The following is a 23,207-nucleotide window of genomic DNA, read 5'->3' on the forward strand; positions in this document are numbered from 1 at the left end:
ACAGAGACGAACTGAAAGATGAATCGCTGTCTGATGAAAGAAGAAATGCTATTCTTGAGCAGGCAATGCCGTGGAAATTTAAGAAGGCCTAAAGTGCTGACTTTAGACCTAATACAAAGAAAATTATTATCACGGTTTTATGAACGGACTGCTGGTCAACGGCACGTCATTCATAGAGGAGCATAAGTCCAATTTTGAATCCGGGGACGGCTACGTTGATATCATAATTGCTTCAAAAAACAGTGATACCGTGGCTATTCTGGAACTTAAACAGACTGACAGGCCCTTTGGGGCAAGGCTGATTGCTGCTGAAAAAGCAGTGAAACAGATTACTGAAAAAGGCTATGCAACGGTTTATATGGAGGATCCTCTTGTACGGAATGTATACGCCTATGGTATCTGTTTTCATAAAAAATTATGTTCAGTCGTTGTTAAAAAATTAAATAAAGTTTACCGAGGGTAACGTATAGCAATTGCAATAAAAGATCCTCTGCGAATTGTGGTAGAGCCTCTTTTATTTCCGGTGTTCCGTCTCCTGATCTTTCTTATACTATCCCCAATAAAATATTATCCTCGGCTTTCATTGAAAGTTCTCCTGTATAGCATGGAATTACTGATGCCGTGACTGAAGGCATACTGACGAACTGAAAGATTACTGGCGGCGCAGTCGGTAAGCATTTTGGCATACTTCCCGACTATCGCCTTATTTGAGGAACCAGCCATCGGAACCTTCTGATAATTTATCCGATGGCTGCAATAGTACCTGAATCAAGTGATTTTTATCAGACCGTATATCTGGGAACCTGCTTTCAGTCTTTCTGCCGGTCATTGTTTTAGCTTTTCTTACGGACAGGTCCTGCCAAAAATTTGTCGTAAACCGCAGCTGTCATCCGGAGAGACCGGTTATTCCGGGAATTATTATCATCCGGAAATTCCGGAACGCTTTACCGTCCGCCCCTGTCTGCAATGTTCCGGCTTTTCCGGAAACAGGTGCCGGCACTTCATATGAGGGAGATATTAAAAAAATATTCTGATGTGGCATGAATTTTTCATATGAAGCTGTGAGAGAAACAGGCTGCACGGATTCACGGGGCCCCAGCGGTGAAATTTCAGAGACCCGGTCCTGACAGCTGCCAGAAACGGCACAGAAAACGATACGGGATAAGGGATAGAGAGAGATGGCTCTTTATGTAAATACCAATGTGGCATCTCTGAATGCCACCAGGAATTTGGCAAATGCCACCGGTTTTCTGGATATTACCAGCAGGAGACTGGCCTCCGGTCTCCGGATTAACAGCGCCCGGGACGACGCGGCCGGACTTCAGATTTCCGACCGGCTCACCTCGCAGATAAACGGCCTTAACCAGGGCAACCGGAATGCTGTGGACGGTATCTCCATGCTTCAGGTTGCCGAGGGAGCCATGGATGAAATCACCGGCAGTCTGCAGAGAATCCGGGGGCTGGCCATTCAGGCGGCCAACGGTTCCAATGCGGAAGCGGACCGTCAGGCGATTCAGGAAGAGGTGGCCCAGCTTTCCAGTGAAATCAACCGGATCGCTGCGGATACCAGCTACAATGGCATGAAAATTCTGTCAGGGGAGCATGATTACAAGGTAACCCAGGAAGCCGGCATGCGCGATCAGTTCATTACCGTAAGACCGGTTATGATGTTTCCGTCCGGCGCAAATCACACGGAGCAGGGGGTAATCGACAGGTATCATGAGAGCCGTTCCTATTCCTTCCAGGTGGGAGCCGATGCCAATGAGACGGTGGAGGCGGCCATCGGTCTCAAATATACCGGAAATCTGATTCATTATGATGATGCTACCGGAAATTTTGCCTGCAGCTATTCCGCCTACGGCACTAATATCGATACCTACCTGGGAGTGGATCTCAACGGGCTGTATCTGGTCTCCGGCAATGCCAATACCGCTGCCACCAGAGTGGTGGATCCTCAGGAGCCTTTAAGCCAGCACATTACGGGATTTACCCTAGGAAAAGACGGCAAGGTAAGTCTGGATGTTTCCACTCCGGACGCCGCGCAGAAGGTTATCGGGTATGCCCAGAGCTTTATAGAAAGGATAGACAGCCACCGGGCTGAACTGGGGGCGGTGCAGAACCGGCTGGAGTCAGCGGTAAGAAATCAGTCAAACGCAGCGGAGAACGTCAGTGCCGCCAGAAGCCGCATCCGGGATGCGGATTATGCTCAGGAAGTGGCGGAAATGACCCGGACTTCTATTATTCAGCAGGCCAGCTCGGCCATCCTGTCCCAGGCAAACAGTCTGCCGCAGATTGCCCTGGCTCTTCTCAGGGAATAGCCGGCTTAGCCGCTGTTCTGTGAAATCCCGGGAGAATTATTCACGGGGCGTTTTCCGGTCTGTATTCATTCTGACAGTTCTGCTGTTTTCTGGCTTTTTCCGATTTTTTGCCGTTTTGCTTTTAGGGGCGGCGCGGTAATTTCCGGATAATAGCTGTCAGTTCTCAAAAATCACCTGTTTCCTTGTCAGTAACGGCCGCATCGCCATTACAATTGCAGCATTGAGTCCGGCAGCCGTAGAAAGCGGCCAGTGGTGCCGGCTCGGGGGAGTGAGGATCTCGGGATGAAGGTGTTTCAGGCGGTGGGAGTCCGGAAATCCGGCAAGACCACTACTGTCGAAATTCTGATAAGGCTTCTTAAGGCGGAAGGCTTTCGGGTCGGTACGGTTAAGTGCATAAACTGCCCCGGGTTTGCTATCGAGGAGGGGAAGGCTTCCAATACGGAGCGTCATCGCCGGGCCGGAGCCGATGCCGTGGTGGCCTTCGGCAGGAATGAAACGGATTTTATTTATCCCCGGAAGCGGGATCTGAATGACATTCTGGGGATTCTGTCCGGTGACGGGCTTGACTACTGCATTGTGGAGGGCGGATACGAATATGATCTGCCCCGGATAGTGTGTTTCAGAAACCCTGATGAGATTTCCGATCGTCTTACCGGAAAAACCTTCGCTCTTTCGGGAGCCGGGACGGACGGCACTGACAGTATGAATGCAGAACTGGTGTCAGGAACGCTGCCTTCAGGTTATCCTGCCCTGAGCGCTCTGACCCGTTCCCGGGATCTCCTGAATCTTGTCCGGAGTGCAGTTCCGGAAACGGTTTTTCCGGTGGCCCGGATTCCCCGTCCCGAGTCCTGCCGCAGTCATTGCCGGGGATGCTCCGGTCATGCCGGACACCATATAGTCAGTAAAGAGGTACAGTGCAAGATGCACGGCAGCAGCAACGATCATGGCAGCGCAGGCATTATCTGTGCGGTCTCTGTAAGCGAAAAACGCGGAATCCCGAAAAAGCCGGTTTCCGGAGCCGTCCTGAAGCCGGACTGGGGTATTGTTGACGATGCCCATGCCGGAAGCTGGCACCGGCAGGTAAGTCTGCTTTCGCAGGAAAGCATTGCCGCCTTTAAGGCCCGGGGGGCCCAGGTAAATCCCGGAGATTTCGGAGAAAACCTGATTGTTTCGGGAATCGATTTTAAACGTCTGATTCCGGGTATCCGGATGCAGGCGGGAGAGGGGATTCTGGAAATTACCCAGATCGGGAAGAAATGTCACAGCCACTGCGCCATTTACCGGCAGATCGGAGACTGCATTATGCCCCGGGAGGGGGTTTTTGCGCGCGTGGTGTCCGGGGGCAGCATAAAGCCCGGAGATCGGGCTTTTATCCTGGAACAGGAAGCCTCCGGGGAAAGCAGTGTCGTGCCACGGGAAATGATCCCGGATACAGCGGGCAGCAATGACGCTTTGCAGGAGAGCCCTGTTTCCGTCCGGACTCCCTTCAGGGCGGCAGTGGTAACACTGAGCGACCGGGGCTTCCGGGGCGAATGCCGGGATGAAAGCGGCCCCTTTATTGCCGCACGTCTTGCTGCCGCCGGGTATGAGATTCTGGAAACCGTGCTGCTTCCGGATGACGAGGACCGGATCCGGCTGGAGCTCATCCGGCTGGCAGATGCGGCGGGAGCGGATCTTATCGTTACTACCGGCGGAACAGGGTTTTCCGAACGGGATGTTACTCCCGAGGCTACGCTGGCGGTGGCGACCCGCAACGTTCCTGGCATTGCAGAGGCAATCCGGGCCGAATCCCTGAAGATCACCAGAAGAGCCATGCTTTCCCGGGCGGTGTCCGTCATCAGAAACCGGACGCTCATAGTCAATCTGCCGGGAAGCCGCAGGGCGGTGGAGGAGTGTCTGGACGTTATTATGACCGAGCTCTGGCACGGCCTCGGCATTCTTCTGGGACGGGACGGGGATTGCGGCCGGCATTAGTGCATTTTTATGAAATTATGGAGAGAAAAATGGAGCTATATCGTAGCAGAAGCTCTTACGGAAGCAAGGCAGGAACAGGAAAAAATCTGCCAGGGAAAGCTCTTCTGGCGCTGCTGTTTTCCGGGGTGATGACCGTGCTTTCCGGCTGCGGCGACGCTGAAACCGGGGAGCATTCCGGCAAGAATGCAGCCCCTGATCAGGCTTCCGGGGAAAAGGAGATCCGGCTTACGGTTTTTGCGGCGGCCTCGCTTACCGAAACTCTGACCGAAATCGGCAAAAGCTACGAAAAGCTGCATCCCGGGGTCAGGGTGGTGTTCAGCTTTGATTCCTCGGGAACCCTCAGGACTCAGATTGCCGAGGGCGCCCTTTGCGATATTTTTGTTTCCGCCTCTCCGAAGCAGATGGATGCTCTGGATATCAGGGCCGGGGCGGCAAAGAATCCTAAAGGGCTGGATTATATTGACGGGGACACCAGGTTCAATCTTCTGGAGAACAAGGTGGTGCTGGCGGTTTCGCAGGACAGCAAAAAGGTACTGAAAAGCTTTGACGACCTGGCCGCGCAGCTCAGGGAGGGCCGGGTGTTTCTGGCAATCGGCAATTCTGATGTTCCGGTAGGACAGTATACGCTCCGTATTTTTGATTACTACCATCTGGATGTGCAGGATCTTTATGCCCGGAAGGCCCTTACTCTGGGCAGCAATGTCAAGGAGGTCACTGCCCAGGTTTCCGAGGGAACGGTGGATGCCGGCATAGTCTATGCCACTGATGCCGCTTCTGCCGGACTTAAGACAGTGGATACCGCCACCCCGGAAATGGCGGGACAGGTGATCTATCCGGCGGCGGCCCTGAAAAAATCACAGCATTCCGGGGAGGCCCGGATCTTCCTGGATTACCTGAAAACCCCGGAATCCGTCAGCATCTTCGAGAGGGTGGGCTTTACCGTTATCGGGAAAAAGCAGTGAGCGGCTTCATGAAGGCTCCGGGGCGGAGACGGGCAGCGGAGACCGGGATCTGAGAAAGGAGCGGCGATATGGAGCAGACACTGGATCTTTATCCTCTGTACAATTCGGTGCGCGTGGCTCTGATAGCGACGGCCGCTGTTTTTTTTGCCGGCATTGGAACCGCGTATTATGTTTCCCGGCTTCCGAGAATGCTGAAGGGGGTTCTGGACGTAGTGCTGACCATCCCGCTGGTGCTGCCGCCCACCGTTATCGGCTACCTGCTTTTGCGGATTCTGGGGCCCCATCGTCCGGTGGGAGCGTTTTTTCTGGAGCATTTTGATCTGCGGCTTACCATGACCTGGTGGTCGGCGGTTTTTGCCACGGCAGCGGTTTCGTTTCCGCTGATGTACCGTACCTGCCGTGGCGCCTTTGAATCCTTTGACGGCAATATCGGCAATGCGGCCCGGACTCTGGGGCTCAGCGATACCTATATTTTCTGGCGGATCAGAATTCCGTTATGCCGGCAGGGGATTATCGCCGGGCTGGTACTGGCCTTTGCCAGGGCCCTGGGGGAATACGGTGCCACCAGCATGATTTCCGGCTATACTCCGGGGGAGACGGCCACTATTTCCACTACGGTCTATCAGCTCTGGCGCACGGAGAACGATGATCTGGCCGTGAAGTGGGTGCTGATAAACCTTCTGATTTCGTTTGCAGTGCTGCTGGTGATAAACCTGCTGGAACGGAAAAGGAAAACCTAGCCCCGCATCCTGAAAACCGGACCGCGGAAATGCTGAGAAAAGAGAGCTCTGAAAGTGTCGTTATTCGCCGATTTTGAAAAGAAGCTGGACAGCTTTACCCTGAAGGTGGCGTTTTCTGTCACCGGCGGGGTGCTGGCTCTTCTGGGAGCCTCCGGTTCCGGAAAAAGCATGACCATGCAGTGCATTTCCGGCGTTGTGAAGCCGGATCGCGGGCGGATTGCCATCGCTGACCGGACGGTGTTTGATCGGGAGAGGCGCATTAATCTCCCGCCTCAGGAAAGAAGAACGGGGTATCTTTTTCAGAACTATGCGCTCTTTCCCCATATGACAGTATATGAGAATATTCTCGTCAGTGTCAGAAGGTCCGGGGGCCGGCATTTCCGGGAGCGGACGGCGCGAGCCCGGGACATTATTGACAGAATGCAGCTTTCCGGAGTCATGAACAGCAGGGCTTCGGAAATCTCCGGAGGCCAGATGCAAAGGACAGCCCTGGCCAGAATTCTGGTAAACGATGCCGATATCATGATGCTGGATGAACCGTTTTCCGCACTGGACGAGCATCTCCGCTTCAGCATGGAGCGGGAGCTTCGTGCCGTTATCAGGGAATTCGGCAAAACGGTGCTGTTTGTTTCCCATAACAGAGACGAGGTTTACCGCATTGCCGATCAGGTGGCTATTATGAACAATGGCATAATTGAGACCAGGGGATCGGTAAGAGAGGTTTTTGAAAACCCCGGGACAGTAAACGGAGCCCGGCTAACAGGAATCAAGAATATAGTGCCGGCTACCGTTGACAATGAAGGCTTTCTCATGGTTCCGGGATGGGGGATCCGGGTTCCCCTTAAAGTCCGGGCCGGAAGCTCCGGACGGTTTCCGGATCCTGCCCGGATTACGGCGGCCGGGATGCTTATGAACGCTATCGGGCTCCTGCCGGATCCCGGGATTCCGGGGACCCGGCACACCTTTGAGATTGCCGCGGTGACTGTGAATCTCTGCGGTTTCACTCTGGAGCTTTATAACAGAACAGTTCCGGAGCCGGAGCCTCTTTACTGGGAGGTGTCCCGTGACGTATGGCGCCCCGGGACGGAGCGAGTGGTTTCTCTGTTTATTCCGGATCAGGCGGTGACAGGGCTTATGGCATGACAGGAGGCAGGACAGATATGGATACGCAGTTTGGAAAAAGGCCTTTCAGGGAAAGCCGGGATCTTCTGCTTCAGAAGGTTTCCCGGATATCTCAGGAAAAGATTCCGCTCAGTGCGGCCTACGGCCGCGTGGTGGCGGGGGATATCACAGCGGAAATGATGATTCCCCATTATGACCGGTCGCCCTATGACGGCTATGCCCTGAGAAGTGCTGACACCCGGGAGGCGTCGCCGGAACATCCGGTAACCCTGGCCATTATCGGAGAAATCCGTCCCGGGGAGCCGGCCGGTAGGGCTCTCCGGGACGGGGAGGCGGTGAAGCTGCTTACCGGATCCCCGCTTCCTGAAGGAGCGGATGCAGTAGTTAAATACGAGGATACCGTATTTACCCGGGAGACGGTAATACTGTCCTTCCCGCTGTCAGCCGGACAGAATATCATCCGGGCCGGGGAGGATGTGCAGCAGGGGACGCTTCTGGCCCGGGATGGCGTCATTGCCGACACCGCTGTTATGGGGCTTCTGTCATCTCAGGGACTTACTGAAATACCGGTTTACAGAAAGCTCCGGGTGGCTGTTATCAGTACCGGAAACGAGCTTGCGGAGGCGGGAGAGACGCTTACCGGCAGTAAAATCTACAATTCCAATCGCTATACCCTGACGGCAGAGCTTCTTAAAAACGGCTTTCTGCCCGCTTATCTGGGCCGGGCCGACGATGATACGGACGGGATTGCGACACTTCTTTCAAAGGCTCTCCGGGAGCATGATGCCGTGCTTCTGACCGGCGGGGTTTCGGCGGGAGATTACGATCTGGTCCCGGATGCCTTCCGGAAAATCGGAGCGGAAATTGTCATCCACGGAGTAAAAATGAAGCCCGGAATGGCCGGAGTCTATGGCTTTTATCAGGGAAAGCCCTGTATTGCCCTGTCCGGGAATCCGGTGTCGGCCCTTACCGCGTTTTACTGCATTGCGGCTCCGGTTTTGCGCAAATACGCCGGAATGTCCCGTTATAATCCCGAGCTTATCAGAGTTAAAATCACCCGGGATTTTCCGAAAGGCGGCAAAGGAGAGCGGATTCTCAGGGGGGCTATGAGTATTGAGGACGGCATGGTATGTCTGACACCTTCCCGGGAACAGGGCAATGTGGTCATAAGCAGCCTGTCCGGAGCGGGGATTCTGGCCATTGTCCCCGGAGATCACGGTCCGGTGAAGGCCGGAGACATGCTGGACGGTTTCATTATCTGAGAGGTTCATAAATGAAAAAGGTGGCTGTTCAGGATGCTGTCGGCATGCGGCTCTGCCATGACATTACCGAAATCAGAGACGGTTTCAAGGGCGTGGCCTTCAGAAGGAACACGGTTATCGGAGCCGGAGATGTCGAACATCTTCTGAATATCGGGAAGCGGCATCTTTTTGTCTGGGACGATTCCATAAGGGAGATCCATGAGGATGACTGCGCACTTCGCATGGCCGGAATGGCTCCGGTGCCGGGCGCCCATTACGAGGGCCCCTCCGAGGGCAAGGTCCTCCTGATATCCGATACTGCGGGACTTTTTCTGGTGAACAGAAAACTCCTTGGCGCGGTAAATGAAATTCCGGACCTGACAATTACTTCGCTCCCGAACCATTATGCCGTTAAAAAGGGCGCCCGGATGGCCTCCATGCGGATTGTTCCTCTGGTAACTGCCGAGGAGAATATTCTCAGGGCTGAGGAGCTCTGCCGGAAGGAACGGCTTTTTGAGCTGCATCCCTACCGGCCGCTCAGGACGGGGATAATCATTACCGGATCTGAAATTTATTCCGGCAGGATCAGCGACAGATTCGAGCCGGTGCTGCGCTCCCTTCTGAAACGGTATCCCGGAGAGGTGCTGGGGGTACGGGTGTGCGATGATGATACCGGCATGATTGCGGCTGCGGCAGAGGAGTTTATTGCGTCGGGGGCGGATCTTCTGCTGTTTACCGGCGGGATGTCCGTGGATCCCGATGATGTGACGCCCCGGGCCATTCGGGAAACCGGGGCGGAGATTCTGACTCACGGTATGCCGGCCCAGCCCGGAAACATGACGCTTCTGGCATATCGTGATCAGGTGGTCATGCTGGGCGTTCCCGGGGCGGCAATTTCCCGGCCGGTAACCTTGCTGGATGTGCTCCTGCCGCAGATTTTTGCCGGTATCCGGTTTTCCCGGGCGGATCTTCTGAATCTGGCCGAGGGCGGGCTGTGCCAGCTATGCGGGCAGTGCCATTATCCGAACTGCACCTTCGGAAGATATTAGGAGATTTTTAAGTGCGGGACAGGGCCTCCAGGGAAATCAGCTATCTAAGACTGTCAGTGACTCGCCGGTGCGGTTTTTCCTGTATTTACTGCGCGGATCGGCAGTGCCGGGATACCCCGGACGGCGAGCTTAGTCCTCCGGAAATATTCAGGATCACCGGAGCGCTGGCGGAGGCCGGATGCCATAAGGTCAGACTGACCGGAGGAGAGCCCCTGATCCGGAGGGATATTGCGGAGATCTGCCGGGGCATCCGGGAGCTTCCGGCAGTGCGGGAGCTGGCGCTTACCACCAACGGCCTTTACCTTGCCGGAATGGCCCGGGAGCTTTTTGCGGCGGGGGTGTCCCGGGTCAATATCAGCATAGACACTCTGAATCCCGCAAAATTTGAAAGGATTACCGGCAGAAGCTGTCTCGGAAAGGTGCTTTCCGGGCTGGAGACGGCACTTTCCTGCGGTTTTGAGAGGGTAAAGATCAATACCGTGCTGCTTCATGGTCTTAATGATGACGCAGCTTCTGTAAGAGAGCTGGCCGCTCTCGCGGATCGCTATCCTCTGGATATAAGATTTATCGAGCTTATGCCGGCAGGAGGGGCGGATTTTTCCGTGCGGGAGCATTTTGCAGCCGGGGGGGTGGTGCTCAGGGCTCTTCCGGATCTGACAGAGATCCCGGGTGAAGCCGGCAGATCCGGGGTGGCCCGGATGTACCGCCGGGAGGGAAGTCCCGGCCGTATTGGCATTATTGCCCCGATAACCGGGAGCTTCTGCCGGGAATGCAACAGGATCCGGGTGCTTTCGGACGGCCGGCTCCGGCTATGTCTTTTTGGCGGCCGGGAATTTGATCTCCGGCATCTTTCCCGGGCCGAAATTGTCAGGGTGTTCCGGATAGCCTCCGGACTTAAGCCGGAGGAGCACGGCATTACCGCAGATGCTTCCGGCATCCGGATTCCGATGCAGGAGATCGGGGGTTAGTCCCGGGACAGAAGACGGGGATACCCCAGGTCAGGAGACAGGAGGATATTTTGGAGGATTTTACCCATTTTAACGATCAGGGCGGTTCCCGCATGGTGGATGTATCCGCCAAGAATGATACCCTGAGAACCGCGACGGCTGAGGGGTTTATCTACGTAACCCCTGAAACTCTGGCGCTCATAAAGAGCGGCGGGATCAGAAAGGGCGATGTCCTGACGGTGGCGCAGGTGGCCGGAATCATGGGGGCCAAACGCACACCGGATCTGATTCCCATGTGTCATCCCCTGCTGCTGTCCGGGGTGGATCTGGTTCTTTCCCCGGATGAAAAGGCCTCTGCCGTCCGCATTGAGGCCACGGTAAAAAACCGGGGGGCCACCGGGGTGGAGATGGAGGCCCTCACCGCCGTGTCCGTGGCGGCGCTTGCGGTTTACGACATGTGCAAGGCGGTCCAGAAAAACATGACCATCGGGAATATACGGCTTCTTCACAAGACAGGCGGCGTTCATGGAGAATATCACTGTTCCTGATATTGGCGTGGCGGTACTGACCGGCGGTCTTTCCTCCCGGATGGGCACGGACAAGGCGGTGCTTCCGGTGGCAGCCGGAGCGGGGGCTCCGGCTTTCTTCGAGAAAATCTGCCGGAGCATGAGCAGTTTTTCCGGTCGGTATCTCTCGGAGAATACTGCTCAGAATTACAGCTTTCCCGGGTTTTCAGTTATCCGGGACGAGTATCCCGGAAGCGGCCCTATGGGGGGAATTCTGACAGTGCTGGGGCATGCGGTGCAGGACTGCGTGCTTTTTATTGCCTGCGATATGCCGGATTATCCGGAAGCCGAGGCCCGGAGAATCTGCGGACTTTACCGGGGAGAGGCGGCCCTGATTCCGGTGGCGGACGGAAAGTGGCAGCCTCTGGCGGCGCTTTATTCCCGGAAAATGATACCGCTTTTCAGGGAGGCAATCCGCAGGGGGAACTACCGGCTCCGTGATGCCGTTATGCAGGCGGATTTCCGTCTTGCCGCGGTTCCCCAGGAGCTTGCGGGGTGCTACCTTAACATCAATACTCCCGGAGATTTCGGGAAATACCGGAACCGGGCCGGGTTCCGGTATCCTGATCCGGGGGCTGTAATTCCGGGATCAGCCGGACCGCAGGAGTTTCTGCACTTTGAAAATATTTTCAGTGTTGCTTCGGAATGTTAAAAAAGTGTGAGGATAGTCAGTGACCTTCTTCAAAATTCGCATTCCGAAATCCCGTTTCGCGGTTTTAAGCCATTAAAATTGTAACAGGCAAGACGGCTCCGTAAAATGTCATTTCTTTCGTTGTTCAGAATTTCCGTCCCCCGGTAACAGGCGCTTTGAAATAATCCCGCCGGGGTTTGGTTTTTTCTTTCCCGATATCTCCTTCCTGCTCATTATTCCGGGGGCAGCGGGGCAGCCCGTTCAGAAGGTGCGGATCTGTCAGCCATTCTCTTACATAATCGGGACGGTAGTTTTTATGGATCAGAAGCAAGAGCTAAAAAACACGCAGCGCAGCAAACTGATAAAAAGCTTTTTATCAACATTTCAGAGGAGAGTAGCGGCAAATCCTCCCGGGGTATGCTGCATTTCCACCCATATCGCCTATCTGCGTACCGCCCGCAGTCAGACCTGCGGCAAGTGCGTTCCCTGCGCCAAAGGTCTGGAGCAGCTGGAGAACATGCTGCAGAAGGTGCTGGATGGCAGTGCGGACATGGATATGTATGTGGACATGCTGTGGCTGGCTCAGACCATAAAGGATACTGCCGACTGCGCCATCGGCTACGAGGCGGCCTACATGGTGCTGGCCAATATCAAGAATTTTAAGGACGAGTACCTGTACCACATCAACCATCACCAGTGTCAGGCCAGCGTGTCGGTAAAGGTTCCCTGCATGTATAACTGTCCGGCCAATGTTAATATTCCCGGTTATATTGCGCTCATCAGGGATGAAAGATACGCCGATGCCATAAACCTGATAAGAGAGGACAATCCCTTTCCGACGGCCTGCGCCTTTGTGTGTGAAAGACCCTGCGAGGCTCAGTGCCGGAGAACTCTGATAGACGCGGAAATCAATATCAGAGGACTTAAGAAATTTGCGGTGGATCAGATCCGGGCCGACAAAATTCCTTCGCCGCCCCGTAATGTTAATACCGGCAAAAGAATCGCGGTGGTAGGGGGCGGTCCGTCCGGTCTTACCTGTGCCTATTTTCTGTCCCGCATGGGGCATTCGGTGGTGATTTACGAGGCGAAGGAGAAGCTCGGGGGCATGCTCCGCTACGGAATCCCGGGCTACCGGCTTCCCAAGGATCGGCTGGACGAGGATATCAATGCCATTCTGGCCCTGGGCGGGATTGAGGTGCACCTTAATGTCAGCATCGGGAAGGACATTACCACCGAGGAGCTGGAGAAGGAGTATGACGCTGTTTATCTTTCCATCGGCGCCCAGAAGGGGCGGGTAATCCCCATCAAAAACTATGACAATCCCAATGTGGCATCGGCCGTTGAGATGCTGGACCGCATCGGGCACGGGGATCTTCCGGACTTTTCCGGAAAGAACGTGGTGGTTATCGGCGGCGGCAATGTGGCCATGGACTGCGCCCGTTCCGCGGTGCGCTGCGGGGCGGCTTCGGTCACTCTGGCAGTAAGGGAGCCCCAGGTGGACATGACGGCGCTCCCTTCAGAAATTCAGGGGGCTATTGAAGAAGGGGTGGAGCTTATGACCATGTATGCTCCGTCCGAGATTCGGGTTGACGAGAACGGGAATGTGAAGAGTCTGATCACCAAGCCGCAGATTACCAGCTTCTATGACAGCAACACCGGGATGCCCATGGTAAGAGATGCTGCCAAGGAGGAATACGAAATTCCCTGCGATATCATATTCATGGCAATCGGACAGGCTATTGTCTCAGATGATTTTACTGCCTACGAAAAGTCTTCCCGGGGTAATTTCATCACAGATGCCACCACAGCGCTCAGGAATCATCCCGGAGTGTTTGCCGGCGGCGACTGCGTCAGCGGACCGGCCACGGCCATTATGGCCATCGGGGCCGGCAAGATCGCCGCCATCAATATTGATTCGTATCTGGGCTATCATCACCATTACCGGATGAATATCGAGATTCCGCAAAGCTGCGGCAATATGCGGCATCATATGGGGAGAGTCAATCTTACGGAGAAGTCGGCCCGGGAAAGAAAAAAGAGCTTTTGTCCGGTGGAGAACAGCATGTCCCGCGAAGAGGCCATGCAGGAATGCGGCAAGTGTCTCCGGTGTGATGTTTTCGGGAGCGGTACCATGAAGGGAGGCCTTTTGTAATGAGTGATGAAGTGCGCCTGACTATAGACGGAAGCGAGGTTCTGGCCCGTCAGGGACAGACTGTTCTTGAGGTGGCCCGGGAGAACGGCATCTATATCCCGACATTATGCCATCTTAAGAACGTCAACGAGATTGGAGCCTGCCGGATGTGCGTGGTAGAGGTGGAGGGGGTATCCAGTCTGGTGCCCTCCTGCAATACCCGGATCTGGGACGGCATGGTGATCAGCACCCATACGGACAAGGTTCATCTGGCCAGACAGCTGGTACTGCAGCTTATGCTGGCTAATCATGATGTCCGCTGTCTGAGCTGTGCCAAGACCGGCGACTGCGAGCTTCAGAAGCTGGCCAATGAGTTTGAGCTTCCCCTGGAAAATCCCTACAAGGCACATGGGGAGGTCAGACTTCCCAACCGGGTAGATAATCCTTTTCTGTCGTATTATCCGGATTTGTGCATAGGCTGCCAGCGCTGTGTCAGCATGTGCAGCCGCATTGTGGGCAACGGTGTGCTCAATGCCTCCAAAATCGGCACCAAGACCTTTATTGAGGCTCCCTTCGGCAAGGACTGGAAGGAAACCAGCTGTGAGCTCTGCGGGAACTGCGCCTCGGCATGTCCCACCGGTGCTCTGGTTACCAAGAACATGCGCAAATACCAGACCAGCAAGGTGAACAAGGTACTGACCACCTGTCCGCACTGTGCCACGGGCTGTCAGTTCTATCTTCTGGTGAAGGACAATACCATTCTTGACGTAATGCCGGCCAACGGCCCATCCAACAAGGGGCTTCTGTGCGTCAAGGGACGCTTCGGGTCGTTCAATTTTGTGAATTCTCCTGACCGGCTGCGCTATCCTCTTATCAAGAACCGGGCAACCGGGGAGTTTGAGAGAGCCACCTGGGATGAAGCTCTGGATCTGGTGGCCAGAAAATTCCTGGAAATCAAGAACCGGTATGGTCCGGATGCACTGGCCGGTTTTGCCTGTTCCCGTTCTCCCAACGAGGACTGCTACATGCTTCAGAAAATGGTGCGCTGTGCTTTCGGTACCAATAACGTGGATAACTGTGCCCGGGTCTGTCATTCTGCTACTGTGGCGGGACTGGCCATGACCCTGGGATCCGGAGCCATGACCAACCCCATCGCCGACATCACTGAGGATGTGGATCTGATTCTGCTGGTAGGCTCCAATCCGGAGGAGGCTCATCCGGTTATTGGCATGCAGATCCGGCAGGCAGTCAGAAAGGGGGCGCATCTTATTGTGGCGGATCCCCGGAAAATTGGTCTTTCCAGAATGGCCGACATTCATCTTATGCTGAAGCCCGGTACCAATGTGGCTTTCGTGAACGGCATGATAAATATCATCATTTCGGAAGGTCTGGCCGATATGGAATTTATCAGAACCAGAACCGAGGGCTACGAGGAGCTCTGTGAGATTGTCCGGGATTATACTCCCGAGAAGGTGGCGGAGATCTGCCATATTGATCCCGATCATCTCAGAGAAGCGGCCAGAATGTATGCCACGGCAGCCAAAGCTCCGATAATCTACTGTCTGGGGGTTACCGAGCATTCCACCGGCACGGAGGGGGTAATGTCTCTTTCCAATCTGGCCATGATTACCGGAAAACTGGGGAAGAGCGGCTGCGGGGTCAATCCGCTCCGGGGACAGAACAACGTGCAGGGCGCCTGTGATATGGGGGCTCTTCCCGGAGATCTGCCGGGGTATCAGAAAATTACCCGCGAGGATGTTATTGAGAAGTTTGAAAAGGCCTGGAATGTCCGTCTGAACAGAAAACCCGGTCTCCATGCCACTGATGTCTTCCCGGCTGCTATCAGAAAGGAGGTGCGGGGGCTCTTTATTTTCGGGGAGGATCCGGTAGTTACCGATCCCGATCAGGGACATGTGATAAAGGCTCTGGAAAGTCTGGATTTCCTGGTAATGTCAGAGATCTTCATGACCCGGACCACCCAGTATGCCGATGTAATACTGCCCGGGATCAGCTATGCTGAAAAGGAAGGCACCTTCAGCAATACGGAGCGGCGGGTGCAGCGGGTCAGAAAGGCAGTCACTCTTGAAGGAGAGATGCGGCCGGATACGGAGATCTTCATTGATCTTATGAACCGCATGGGGTATCCGCAGCCGCATCTCAGACCGGATGAGATTATGGATGAGATAGCCAGTCTGACGCCGAGCTTTGCGGGGATCAGCCACCGCCGTCTGGATGCCGGCGAGAGCATTCAGTGGCCGTGCCCGTCCAAGGATCACCCGGGAACTCCCATTCTTCATGTCGGGAAGTTCACCCGCGGTCTGGGCTGGCTCTATCCCGCCCGCTACTGCGAGAGTCAGGAGCTTCCGGACAGTGACTATCCTTTTATTCTGATGACCGGACGCATTCTTTATCATTACAACACCATGGCCATGACGGGAAGAACCCGGGGGCTGGTGGAAAAGGAAGGTCATTCCTTTATTGAGATTAATACCGAGGATGCCGCAAGACTGGGAATTTCCCATCTGGAACAGGTCAGACTGACCTCCCGGAGAGGCACTATCGAATCTCAGGCCCGGGTTAGCGACAAGGTGTCTCCCGGCGAGACCTGGATGCCGTTCCACTTTGCGGACGGTTTTGCCAATATTCTCACCAATGCCGTCCTGGACAAGTATGCCCGCATTCCGGAATATAAGGTTTGTGCCATCAGGATTGAGAAGATTCAGCCATAAATCAGGGGCATACGCCAGCGATTTTTGGCGGTGAACTGAAATCGTTTGCCTGTGTCTGCGACGGTTTCAGTAATCTTTGTTATTTTAAATACGTCTCCCTCCGCGCACGGGCCGGAGGGCTACTTTTTTTTCTCCGGGGCCGGCGTCAGTTCCCCGCTGCGGTGTTTATCATTATCGCGGCCGGCAGTACCGGACGGAATTCTCTTTTGGCGGGGGCTGGAACAGGCTATGAGGAGACAGCCCTGAAGCGCATTTCTGATTACTGGTCTTTTCATGAGGAATCTCCGGAGAAGACCGCTGCTTTAGCAGCTATATCCTGCTCCTGCTTCTGGTAGCAGGGCTGGTATTTGTACTGATTTGCGTTCTGGAGGTTCCCCCGCTAGGAGGTATTTCCCTGGCACTGATATTCCCTGATAGCGGGGATTATCGCCGTGCGGCAGCACAGAATGAAGATCCGCAAGGAAGCTGAAAGAACTCCCGCCACCCCCGGAGTCCCGGCGGAAGGTGAGTTTTATGCAGTTATTCAGGCGGTAATATTCTGCCTGCTTATTTTGGGGTGATCAGCGCTCTCATGTCATTTTTATAGCGGGCCCTGAGATACCGGAGGGGGCCGGATTCCGGTTCCTGATGTCCGGAGACCGGGCGGATCGGTTTTCTGGTATAAAAATCCCGGCCGGTCACAGCGCCAAAAAAACGGCCGGCCGGATATTCTCCGGACGTCCGTTTTTCCCGGAAGCAGTACCTTCCGGTCAGAAGAGGCAGTCTAATTAAAAGTAACGAATTCGGACACTCCGGTGAGATCCAGCACTTCCATTACCGCCGGCGAAACGTTGCTGATGATCAGTCTGTCGCCGCGCTTCTTCAGTTCCTTGTAGACCTTTATGATAATACGAATGCCGGAGGAGGAAATGTACGAAAGTCCGCTGCACTCCAGTACATAGTCTCCGCTTTCCGGAATACCGGCAACTATTTTTTCTTTCCATTCCTCGGCATTGGAGGTTTCGATTCTTCCGGTTAATTCCATTTTTATTCTCCCAGAATATAAAACACCTGAAGCAGAGCGTCTCACCGTATCTTTTTATTAAAGCGCTCGCAGGATCAGGGCTAGATGCTGATGGTAAATATGTTAAGGTTTCCGTCCCTTTCATATGTAACGGATTTTGTCATCTTTTTGACAATAAAAACTCCCATCCCGCCTTCCTCGCGATCTTCCAGCGGTACGGAGGTATCAAGCTCCTTTGCTTCGGTGACCGGATTGAAGGGCTTTCCGTTATCGATATAGGATATGGAACAGAAAGATCGCCCGTCATCACCGGAGACAAATTTCAGGGAAAGCGTCCGGGCTTCGCTGAATTTTATAATGTTCGATACAATTTCATCCGTGCATATATTAAGTCTCAGAATGATATTCTCGGGAATATCGCAGTTCTTAGCCGTCTGGCTGATGAAATCCTGAATGTCGTTCAGGGACTCTATGTCGGAATTGAATTCTTTTTCAACAATCATGGGACTGCTCCGTAATATCAGTTTTTCCTGATCGCAAGCATGGTAATATCGTCAAACTGCTGGGCTTCGCCAGAGAAATCGTCAATGGCTTTCCCCATGTTTTCGCACAGTTCCTTCATGCTTTTATCGCGGGAGGCGTTAAGCGATGATACCATTCTTTCGAATCCAAACTGCTCATTGTCATTGTTAACTGCTTCAGGAACCCCGTCTGTGTAAACAAAAACAATATCTCCTCGATTTAGCTGAAGAGCCGCATCAGTATAGCTGACATCTTCTATCTCCCCAAGGACAAAGCCGGTTTTATTCTGCAATATTGTGAAATCTCCGTTGTTTATGGAAACTATGGGATGGTCATGTCCGGCACTGGAATATTCCAGAACTCCGGTTTTAAGATCCAGTCTGGCGCAGAAGACGGTGACGAACATGTCGGCCCGGTTATTGCGGCAGATTTCGTTATTGGATTTCGTCAGGGCCTGGCCCGGGGTAAGACCGTTCTCCAGGTTCTGCTGAATGATGATTTTGGAGATCATCATGAACAGCGAGGCGGGGATACCTTTTCCGGAAACATCGGCAATAACAAAGCCCACCTTGTTTTCCCCGATTCTGAAGTAGTCATAGAAATCGCCGCCTACCTGCAGCGCCGGCCGGATCGCAGCGTGGAAATCCGCTTCCGGAAATGTCAGAGGATCCGGAAAGACTCCGTTCTGGATATCTCTGGCGATGTTCAGCTGCGTTGCTACCCGGGTCTGCTCTTTGGATATGGTGGTGAGCTTCAGAATGTATTCCTCGATTTTATGAGACATGGTCTGGAATGATTTGGCCATGGTTCCCACTTCGGAATTGAATACGACGTACTGTTCGGTAACGGATTTAATCATCTTAATCTCGGCACCGATATCATTCAGCTCGCCGAAATGCCTGCCGATGGCGGCCATATCCTCGATAGGACTTGAAATCTGGTTTTCCACGTTCCGAAGCACGATAAGGGTGGGCCAGAGACAGACATAGAGCGTTATGCCGCTTATGATGTAAATGTAGCTCCACATCGTGGTCTGATCATAGAGATTGTAGGAGGTGAAGAAAATATAGGCACCGGCAGAAACAATGAGGGAAATAATCAGGGAAATCAGGAGGAAAAAGAGGATAAACTTTTCTGTAAGGGTGAAGAGATAGGTTTTTCCGTCTGCCGGGCGCGCCGCCGGATTGTTTTTCTGGAGGTAATAGGAATATATGACGAAAAACGGAATTCCCGGGACAATGAAGAATATCAGGTGGTTCAGTAAAGTGCTCAGAAAGCCGACTCCGAAAAACGGCAGGCTGTAAAAGCTGTAGAGAGTAGCCCATACCATGACGGTTATGACAATGCTCATCAGAAGAATAATCAGCAGGTACTGGGCAATTTTGGAAACCTTGTCGAGACGGAAAATATTGCTGTCCCGGCGTCGCAGGTATTTCCAGAGACAGGAGCCGCCGTACCCGTAGATGAGCTGGAAATTGAATCCGAGAAAGTATATCCGGTAATCCATGCCTCCGTAGTACATGTCGGAAAAGACGTTTCCGATAGCGGTGCCGATAGCTCCCGGAAGGCCGTAAACCACGGACAGAAAAAAAGGAAGCACGCAGTAGGGGCGGACCTCGGTGGTTTCAGAAAGACGTAAAAAATCTATAAACGGCACCGACAGGGCGAAATAGAAAAGACCGCAGGCGAAAACCACTAAAAGCTGATGTCTCAGCCACTTAAAATCAATCTTCATAAAGTAATCTAGGCCCGGAACCCGCTGCTTCTGAGAGGCGGGGATGAGAGCCGAACTCCTTTCTCAACCTTGCGTCTGTACGAATATGAGACGGCTGTATTGCCGGATTGTTCCTGGAAGCCCGCAGCAACCGGGATGAGCTGCGGAACACCAATATTTTAACACACTGTTTCCGATTTAAGCCGGGGAACTGCACATATGCCGGTGACGCATGCTTTAGCGTCGCTCTTGACACCGTCCCTGTACCCTACTATAGTTGTCAGCTGTTTTAATATTTTTGGTGGAAGTTTTTCTTCCGGATCCGGGGGTTCCCCTTTTTTTGTAAGAAGCGTGCACTGGTACTTGGTCTGTACCGGCATGCGTGAGGTTGTGCAAATGCCTGCAATTACTCTTCCTGACGGAAGCATTAGAAATTTTGATAAGCCTGTAACTGTTTACGAGGTGGCAGAGAGCATTGGTGCTGGTTTAGCCAAGTCCTGTGTCGCTGGGAAGGTAAACGGTAAACCTGTAGATGCCTGCGAGGTAATTTCAGAGGACTGCTCCCTCTGCATTATCACTCCGAAGGACAAGGAAGGCATCGATATTATCAGACACTCCTGCGCCCATCTTCTGGGACAGGCAATAAAGTCCCTCTGGCCGGAAACCCAGATGGCTATCGGACCTGTAATCGAGGACGGCTTTTACTACGATGTGGATCTCGATCACAGCCTGACCGAAGAGGATCTGGCGACTCTGGAAAAGAAGATGTACGAGTGCGCCGAGAAGAACTATCCCGTAATCAAGGAAGTGGTTTCCTGGGATCGGGCTCACGAGGTGTTTGACGAAAGAAACGAACCTTACAAAAAGCTGATTCTGGAAGAAAATATTTCTCATGATGACCATCCGGCTCTTTACCATCATGAGAACTATATCGATATGTGCCGCGGTCCTCATGTGCCGAATTCCCGTTTCCTGAGAAACTTCAAGATTCTCAAGATTGCCGGTGCCTACTGGCGCGGCGATTCCAACAACAAGATGCTGCAGCGTATTTACGGTACCGCCTGGGCAGACAAGAAGGAGCTTCAGGCATATCTGCAGCGTCTGGAGGAGGCTGCCAAGCGCGATCACCGCAAGATCGGTCCCCGGCAGGATCTGTTCCATCTGCAGCAGGAGGCTCCGGGACTGGTGTTCTGGCACAATGACGGATGGACCATTTTCCGGATTCTGGAGAATTTTGTGCGCGAGAAGCTGCATCAGTACAGGTACATTGAGGTTAATACTCCCCGAATGATGGACCGTTCCCTCTGGGTGCGCTCCGGGCACTGGGACAAGTATGCCGAAAACATGTTTACCACCAAGTCCGAAAACCGGGAATATGCCATAAAGCCCATGAACTGTCCGGGCCATATTCAGATTTTTAATTCCCGGCTGCGTTCCTACAGAGATCTTCCCATAAGGATGGCCGAGTTTGGAAGCTGCCACCGCAACGAGCCCTCCGGCGCGCTGCACGGACTTATGCGCGTTCGCGGCTTCACCCAGGATGATGCTCATATTTTCTGTGCCGAAAACCAGATTATGTCTGAGGTGAGCGGCTGCATCAGGATGGTCTATGACATCTACTCGAATTTCAATTTCGAGAAGATTGATATCAAGCTGTCCACCCGTCCCGAAAAGCGTATTGGCGATGATGCCATGTGGGAGCAGGCTGAAAAGGATCTGGCCGAGGCTCTGAGACAGAACGGGCTGGAATTTGAGTACCAGCCGGGTGAGGGTGCCTTCTACGGCCCGAAGATTGAGTTTACCCTGCACGACTGTCTGGGCAGAGCCTGGCAGTGCGGTACGGTGCAGCTGGACTTCTTCCTGCCGGATCGTCTCGGTGCCAAGTATATTGCCGAGGATGGCAAGGAGCATACCCCGATAATGATTCACCGTGCCGTTCTGGGTTCCCTGGAGAGATTTATCGGAATCCTTACCGAGCAGTACGCCGGCGCATTTCCTACCTGGCTGGCTCCGGTGCAGGCAGTGGTAATGGGTATTACCGATGATCAGGCTGATTATGTCAGACAGGTGGCTGATACCCTGGATCAGGCCGGTATCAGAGTCAAGACCGATCTCCGAAACGAGAAGGTTGGCTATAAGGTACGCGAGCATACCATGATGAGAGTTCCCTTTATGCTGGTCTGCGGCGCCAAGGAGGTTGAATCCGGCACGGTGGCCCTGAGAACCAGAAGCGGCAAGGATTTAGGAGCTTTTTCAATTGAGGACTTGATTTCTTATATTAAAAAGGATATCATTTCGCGCGGCTTAGTAAATCGTGAGGAGAAAGACCATTAATAACGTCAAGAAAACTGGCAACAAGCAGGTGGCCAACAAAACCCGGATAAACGACGAAATCAGATGTCGCGAGATCCGCGTTATCGGTGCAGACGGCAGTCAGCTGGGGGTAATGAGCCCGAGCGCTGCCCGGGAGATAGCTGAAAGGGAAGGTGTGGATCTGGTGGAAATCAGCCCCAGTGCCAATCCTCCTGTCTGCAAGATAATGGACTATGGCAAGTATCTTTACGAGAAAAGCAAGGCTCTGAAGGAGCAGAAGAAGAAACAAAAGCAGGTTCAGGTCAAGGAAATCAAATTCCGTCCTGGAACTGACGAAGGCGATTACCAGGTAAAACTACGCAACCTGGTTCGCTTTCTTGAGGATGGCGACAAAGCCAAAGTTACTGTAAGATTCCGTGGCCGGGAGATGACCCATCAGGACATCGGACTGGATATCATGAAGCGTATTGAAAAAGAACTTTGTGAGGAACGGGGTCTTGCAGTGGTCGAAAGCACTTCGAAGTTTGAAGGGCGGCAGGCCATGATGGTTTTTGCGCCGAAGAAGAAGTGACAGATCAGGTTTGCAAGTATCCTGGGATCACCGAGTCTGTCGTGTGTTTTTAACAATGCGGAGTTTTTATACAATGCCTAAAATTAAAACCGATAAGGGTGCGCACAAGCGTTTCAAGAAGACCGCTAACGGCTTCAAGTGCAAACACTGTAACCACCGTCATATTCTGACAAAGAAGTCCACCAAGCGTAAGCGTCATTTACGTGCTATGTCTGCAGTTCACAAGTCTGATCTGCGCAACATTGTAAATCTGTTACCGTACGCATAAAGGGAAGGAGTAGTCGAAAATGGCAAGAGTTAAACGCGGTGTTACCGCTCGTGCACGTCACAAGAAGATCTTAAAGGCTGCCAAGGGTTATTACGGTGCTCGTTCCCGTACTTACCGTGTGGCAGTGCAGGCTGTTACCAAAGCCGGTCAGTATGCTTATCGCGATCGTCGTCAGAAGAAGCGTCAGTTCCGTCAGCTGTGGGTAGTTCGTATCAACGCTGCTGCCCGTCAGTGCGGCCTTTCTTACAGCAGATTTGTCTGCGGTCTTAAGAAGGCTTCTATCGAAATCGATCGTAAGATCCTCGCCAACATAGCAGTATATGACAAGTCCACCTTTGCTGTTCTTGTTGAGAAGGCAAAGAGTGCACTGGCAGCATAATGCTACAGGTTTTTAATTAGCTGAGAG

At 53.4% G+C, this 23,207-nt stretch carries 21 protein-coding genes and 1 pseudogene; 17 read left to right on the plus strand and 5 right to left on the minus strand.

From position 1 onward, the window contains the following. Positions 1 to 127: 127 nt before the first annotated feature. Positions 128 to 463 (plus strand): annotated as a pseudogene (locus F557_RS0108080) (PD-(D/E)XK nuclease domain-containing protein); the annotation flags it as partial. Between the two features lie 104 nt (positions 464 to 567). Here F557_RS0108080 and F557_RS22230 read toward each other — a convergent pair. Further along, positions 568 to 723: a hypothetical protein gene (locus F557_RS22230; RefSeq protein WP_019001731.1), complete on the minus strand. Its 156-nt coding sequence runs from the start codon at positions 721 to 723 to the stop codon at positions 568 to 570. Positions 724 to 1,178: 455 nt separating this feature from the next. Between F557_RS22230 and F557_RS0108095 the strand changes: the two genes are divergently transcribed. The 12 genes from F557_RS0108095 to fdhF all read left to right on the plus strand — a co-directional run bounded on the left by F557_RS0108095 (position 1,179) and on the right by fdhF (position 16,410). Further along, the gene (locus F557_RS0108095) at positions 1,179 to 2,318 is read left to right on the plus strand and encodes a flagellin N-terminal helical domain-containing protein (protein ID WP_019001733.1); all 1,140 of its coding nucleotides are present in this window, start codon (positions 1,179 to 1,181) and stop codon (positions 2,316 to 2,318) included. Positions 2,319 to 2,600: 282 nt separating this feature from the next. Continuing rightward, positions 2,601 to 4,292, plus strand: coding sequence for a molybdopterin-guanine dinucleotide biosynthesis protein MobB (locus tag F557_RS21785; protein WP_019001735.1), 1,692 nt, complete (start codon positions 2,601 to 2,603; stop codon positions 4,290 to 4,292). Between the two features lie 29 nt (positions 4,293 to 4,321). Then, the gene (gene modA / locus F557_RS0108105) at positions 4,322 to 5,254 is read left to right on the plus strand and encodes a molybdate ABC transporter substrate-binding protein (protein ID WP_084761597.1); all 933 of its coding nucleotides are present in this window, start codon (positions 4,322 to 4,324) and stop codon (positions 5,252 to 5,254) included. Positions 5,255 to 5,322: 68 nt separating this feature from the next. Beyond that, complete coding sequence (modB, locus tag F557_RS0108110) at positions 5,323 to 5,994, plus strand: molybdate ABC transporter permease subunit (protein WP_019001737.1); 672 nt, start codon at positions 5,323 to 5,325, stop codon at positions 5,992 to 5,994. A 54-nt stretch (positions 5,995 to 6,048) separates the two neighbouring features. Then, complete coding sequence (locus F557_RS21175) at positions 6,049 to 7,137, plus strand: sulfate/molybdate ABC transporter ATP-binding protein (RefSeq protein WP_157617791.1); 1,089 nt, start codon at positions 6,049 to 6,051, stop codon at positions 7,135 to 7,137. 17 nt (positions 7,138 to 7,154) lie between these two features. Further along, entirely contained in the window at positions 7,155 to 8,378 is a 1,224-nt protein-coding gene (locus F557_RS0108120) for a molybdopterin molybdotransferase MoeA (protein ID WP_026297819.1), read from the plus strand. An 11-nt stretch (positions 8,379 to 8,389) separates the two neighbouring features. Then, positions 8,390 to 9,406, plus strand: a complete 1,017-nt coding sequence (locus tag F557_RS0108125; protein WP_019001741.1) for a molybdopterin-binding protein — start codon at positions 8,390 to 8,392, stop codon at positions 9,404 to 9,406. A gap of 11 nt (positions 9,407 to 9,417) precedes the next feature. Beyond that, complete coding sequence (gene moaA, locus F557_RS0108130) at positions 9,418 to 10,374, plus strand: GTP 3',8-cyclase MoaA (protein ID WP_019001742.1); 957 nt, start codon at positions 9,418 to 9,420, stop codon at positions 10,372 to 10,374. A gap of 50 nt (positions 10,375 to 10,424) precedes the next feature. Next, positions 10,425 to 10,901: a cyclic pyranopterin monophosphate synthase MoaC gene (gene moaC / locus F557_RS0108135; protein ID WP_019001743.1), complete on the plus strand. Its 477-nt coding sequence runs from the start codon at positions 10,425 to 10,427 to the stop codon at positions 10,899 to 10,901. Then, positions 10,879 to 11,571: a molybdenum cofactor guanylyltransferase gene (gene mobA / locus F557_RS0108140; RefSeq protein ID WP_019001744.1), complete on the plus strand. Its 693-nt coding sequence runs from the start codon at positions 10,879 to 10,881 to the stop codon at positions 11,569 to 11,571. Before moaC ends, mobA begins: the two co-directional genes overlap by 23 nt. 295 nt (positions 11,572 to 11,866) lie before the next feature. Further along, the gene (locus F557_RS0108150) at positions 11,867 to 13,702 is read left to right on the plus strand and encodes an NAD(P)-binding protein (protein ID WP_019001746.1); all 1,836 of its coding nucleotides are present in this window, start codon (positions 11,867 to 11,869) and stop codon (positions 13,700 to 13,702) included. After that, on the plus strand, positions 13,702 to 16,410 hold the full coding sequence (gene fdhF / locus F557_RS0108155; RefSeq protein ID WP_019001747.1) for a formate dehydrogenase subunit alpha: 2,709 nt from the start codon (positions 13,702 to 13,704) through the stop codon (positions 16,408 to 16,410). Before F557_RS0108150 ends, fdhF begins: the two co-directional genes overlap by 1 nt. Positions 16,411 to 16,529: 119 nt before the next feature. Here the strand turns inward: fdhF and F557_RS22235 are convergent, their stop codons facing one another. The 4 genes from F557_RS22235 to F557_RS0108185 form a co-directional block, all read right to left on the minus strand. Continuing rightward, complete coding sequence (locus F557_RS22235; protein ID WP_019001748.1) at positions 16,530 to 16,685, minus strand: hypothetical protein; 156 nt, start codon at positions 16,683 to 16,685, stop codon at positions 16,530 to 16,532. A 488-nt stretch (positions 16,686 to 17,173) separates the two neighbouring features. Continuing rightward, positions 17,174 to 17,434 carry an anti-sigma factor antagonist gene (locus F557_RS0108175; protein ID WP_019001751.1) on the minus strand — a complete coding sequence of 87 codons (261 nt, stop codon included), beginning with the start codon at positions 17,432 to 17,434 and terminating at the stop codon, positions 17,174 to 17,176. 80 nt (positions 17,435 to 17,514) lie between these two features. Then, on the minus strand, positions 17,515 to 17,916 hold the full coding sequence (locus tag F557_RS0108180) for an ATP-binding protein (protein ID WP_019001752.1): 402 nt from the start codon (positions 17,914 to 17,916) through the stop codon (positions 17,515 to 17,517). A 17-nt stretch (positions 17,917 to 17,933) separates the two neighbouring features. Next, the gene (locus F557_RS0108185) at positions 17,934 to 19,670 is read right to left on the minus strand and encodes a PP2C family protein-serine/threonine phosphatase (protein WP_019001753.1); all 1,737 of its coding nucleotides are present in this window, start codon (positions 19,668 to 19,670) and stop codon (positions 17,934 to 17,936) included. 375 nt (positions 19,671 to 20,045) lie between these two features. Between F557_RS0108185 and thrS the strand changes: the two genes are divergently transcribed. The 4 genes from thrS (at position 20,046) to rplT (ending at position 23,180) form a co-directional block, all read left to right on the plus strand. Further along, positions 20,046 to 21,983, plus strand: coding sequence for a threonine--tRNA ligase (gene thrS, locus F557_RS0108195; protein WP_026297820.1), 1,938 nt, complete (start codon positions 20,046 to 20,048; stop codon positions 21,981 to 21,983). Continuing rightward, positions 21,964 to 22,533, plus strand: coding sequence for a translation initiation factor IF-3 (gene infC / locus F557_RS0108200; RefSeq protein WP_019001756.1), 570 nt, complete (start codon positions 21,964 to 21,966; stop codon positions 22,531 to 22,533). The genes thrS and infC overlap by 20 nt, the downstream gene beginning before the upstream one ends. A 73-nt stretch (positions 22,534 to 22,606) precedes the next feature. Next, on the plus strand, positions 22,607 to 22,801 hold the full coding sequence (gene rpmI, locus F557_RS0108205; RefSeq protein WP_019001757.1) for a 50S ribosomal protein L35: 195 nt from the start codon (positions 22,607 to 22,609) through the stop codon (positions 22,799 to 22,801). Positions 22,802 to 22,820: 19 nt separating this feature from the next. Beyond that, a complete protein-coding gene (gene rplT / locus F557_RS0108210) occupies positions 22,821 to 23,180 on the plus strand; it encodes a 50S ribosomal protein L20 (protein WP_019001758.1) in 360 nt (119 codons plus the stop codon). Positions 23,181 to 23,207 lie beyond the last annotated feature (27 nt).

The sequence above is a fragment of the Succinimonas amylolytica DSM 2873 genome, from assembly GCF_000378405.1.
Lineage (GTDB): Bacteria > Pseudomonadota > Gammaproteobacteria > Enterobacterales > Succinivibrionaceae > Succinimonas > Succinimonas amylolytica.

What these genes read in the sequence shown, in the direction of transcription:
- F557_RS0108185 (WP_019001753.1), bottom strand. Translation starts at nt 19,670, where the DNA reads ATGAAGATTGATTTTAAGTGGCTGAGACATCAGCTTTTAGTGGTTTTC.
- mobA (WP_019001744.1), top strand. Translation starts at nt 10,879, where the DNA reads ATGGAGAATATCACTGTTCCTGATATTGGCGTGGCGGTACTGACCGGC.
- F557_RS0108175 (WP_019001751.1), bottom strand. Translation starts at nt 17,434, where the DNA reads ATGGAATTAACCGGAAGAATCGAAACCTCCAATGCCGAGGAATGGAAA.
- F557_RS22235 (WP_019001748.1), bottom strand. Translation starts at nt 16,685, where the DNA reads ATGAAAAGACCAGTAATCAGAAATGCGCTTCAGGGCTGTCTCCTCATA.
- F557_RS0108095 (WP_019001733.1), top strand. Translation starts at nt 1,179, where the DNA reads ATGGCTCTTTATGTAAATACCAATGTGGCATCTCTGAATGCCACCAGG.
- modA (WP_084761597.1), top strand. Translation starts at nt 4,322, where the DNA reads ATGGAGCTATATCGTAGCAGAAGCTCTTACGGAAGCAAGGCAGGAACA.
- modB (WP_019001737.1), top strand. Translation starts at nt 5,323, where the DNA reads ATGGAGCAGACACTGGATCTTTATCCTCTGTACAATTCGGTGCGCGTG.
- F557_RS0108150 (WP_019001746.1), top strand. Translation starts at nt 11,867, where the DNA reads ATGGATCAGAAGCAAGAGCTAAAAAACACGCAGCGCAGCAAACTGATA.
- F557_RS0108120 (WP_026297819.1), top strand. Translation starts at nt 7,155, where the DNA reads ATGGATACGCAGTTTGGAAAAAGGCCTTTCAGGGAAAGCCGGGATCTT.
- F557_RS0108180 (WP_019001752.1), bottom strand. Translation starts at nt 17,916, where the DNA reads ATGATTGTTGAAAAAGAATTCAATTCCGACATAGAGTCCCTGAACGAC.
- thrS (WP_026297820.1), top strand. Translation starts at nt 20,046, where the DNA reads ATGCCTGCAATTACTCTTCCTGACGGAAGCATTAGAAATTTTGATAAG.
- rplT (WP_019001758.1), top strand. Translation starts at nt 22,821, where the DNA reads ATGGCAAGAGTTAAACGCGGTGTTACCGCTCGTGCACGTCACAAGAAG.
- rpmI (WP_019001757.1), top strand. Translation starts at nt 22,607, where the DNA reads ATGCCTAAAATTAAAACCGATAAGGGTGCGCACAAGCGTTTCAAGAAG.
- F557_RS22230 (WP_019001731.1), bottom strand. Translation starts at nt 723, where the DNA reads ATGGCTGGTTCCTCAAATAAGGCGATAGTCGGGAAGTATGCCAAAATG.
- fdhF (WP_019001747.1), top strand. Translation starts at nt 13,702, where the DNA reads ATGAGTGATGAAGTGCGCCTGACTATAGACGGAAGCGAGGTTCTGGCC.
- F557_RS0108125 (WP_019001741.1), top strand. Translation starts at nt 8,390, where the DNA reads ATGAAAAAGGTGGCTGTTCAGGATGCTGTCGGCATGCGGCTCTGCCAT.
- F557_RS21785 (WP_019001735.1), top strand. Translation starts at nt 2,601, where the DNA reads ATGAAGGTGTTTCAGGCGGTGGGAGTCCGGAAATCCGGCAAGACCACT.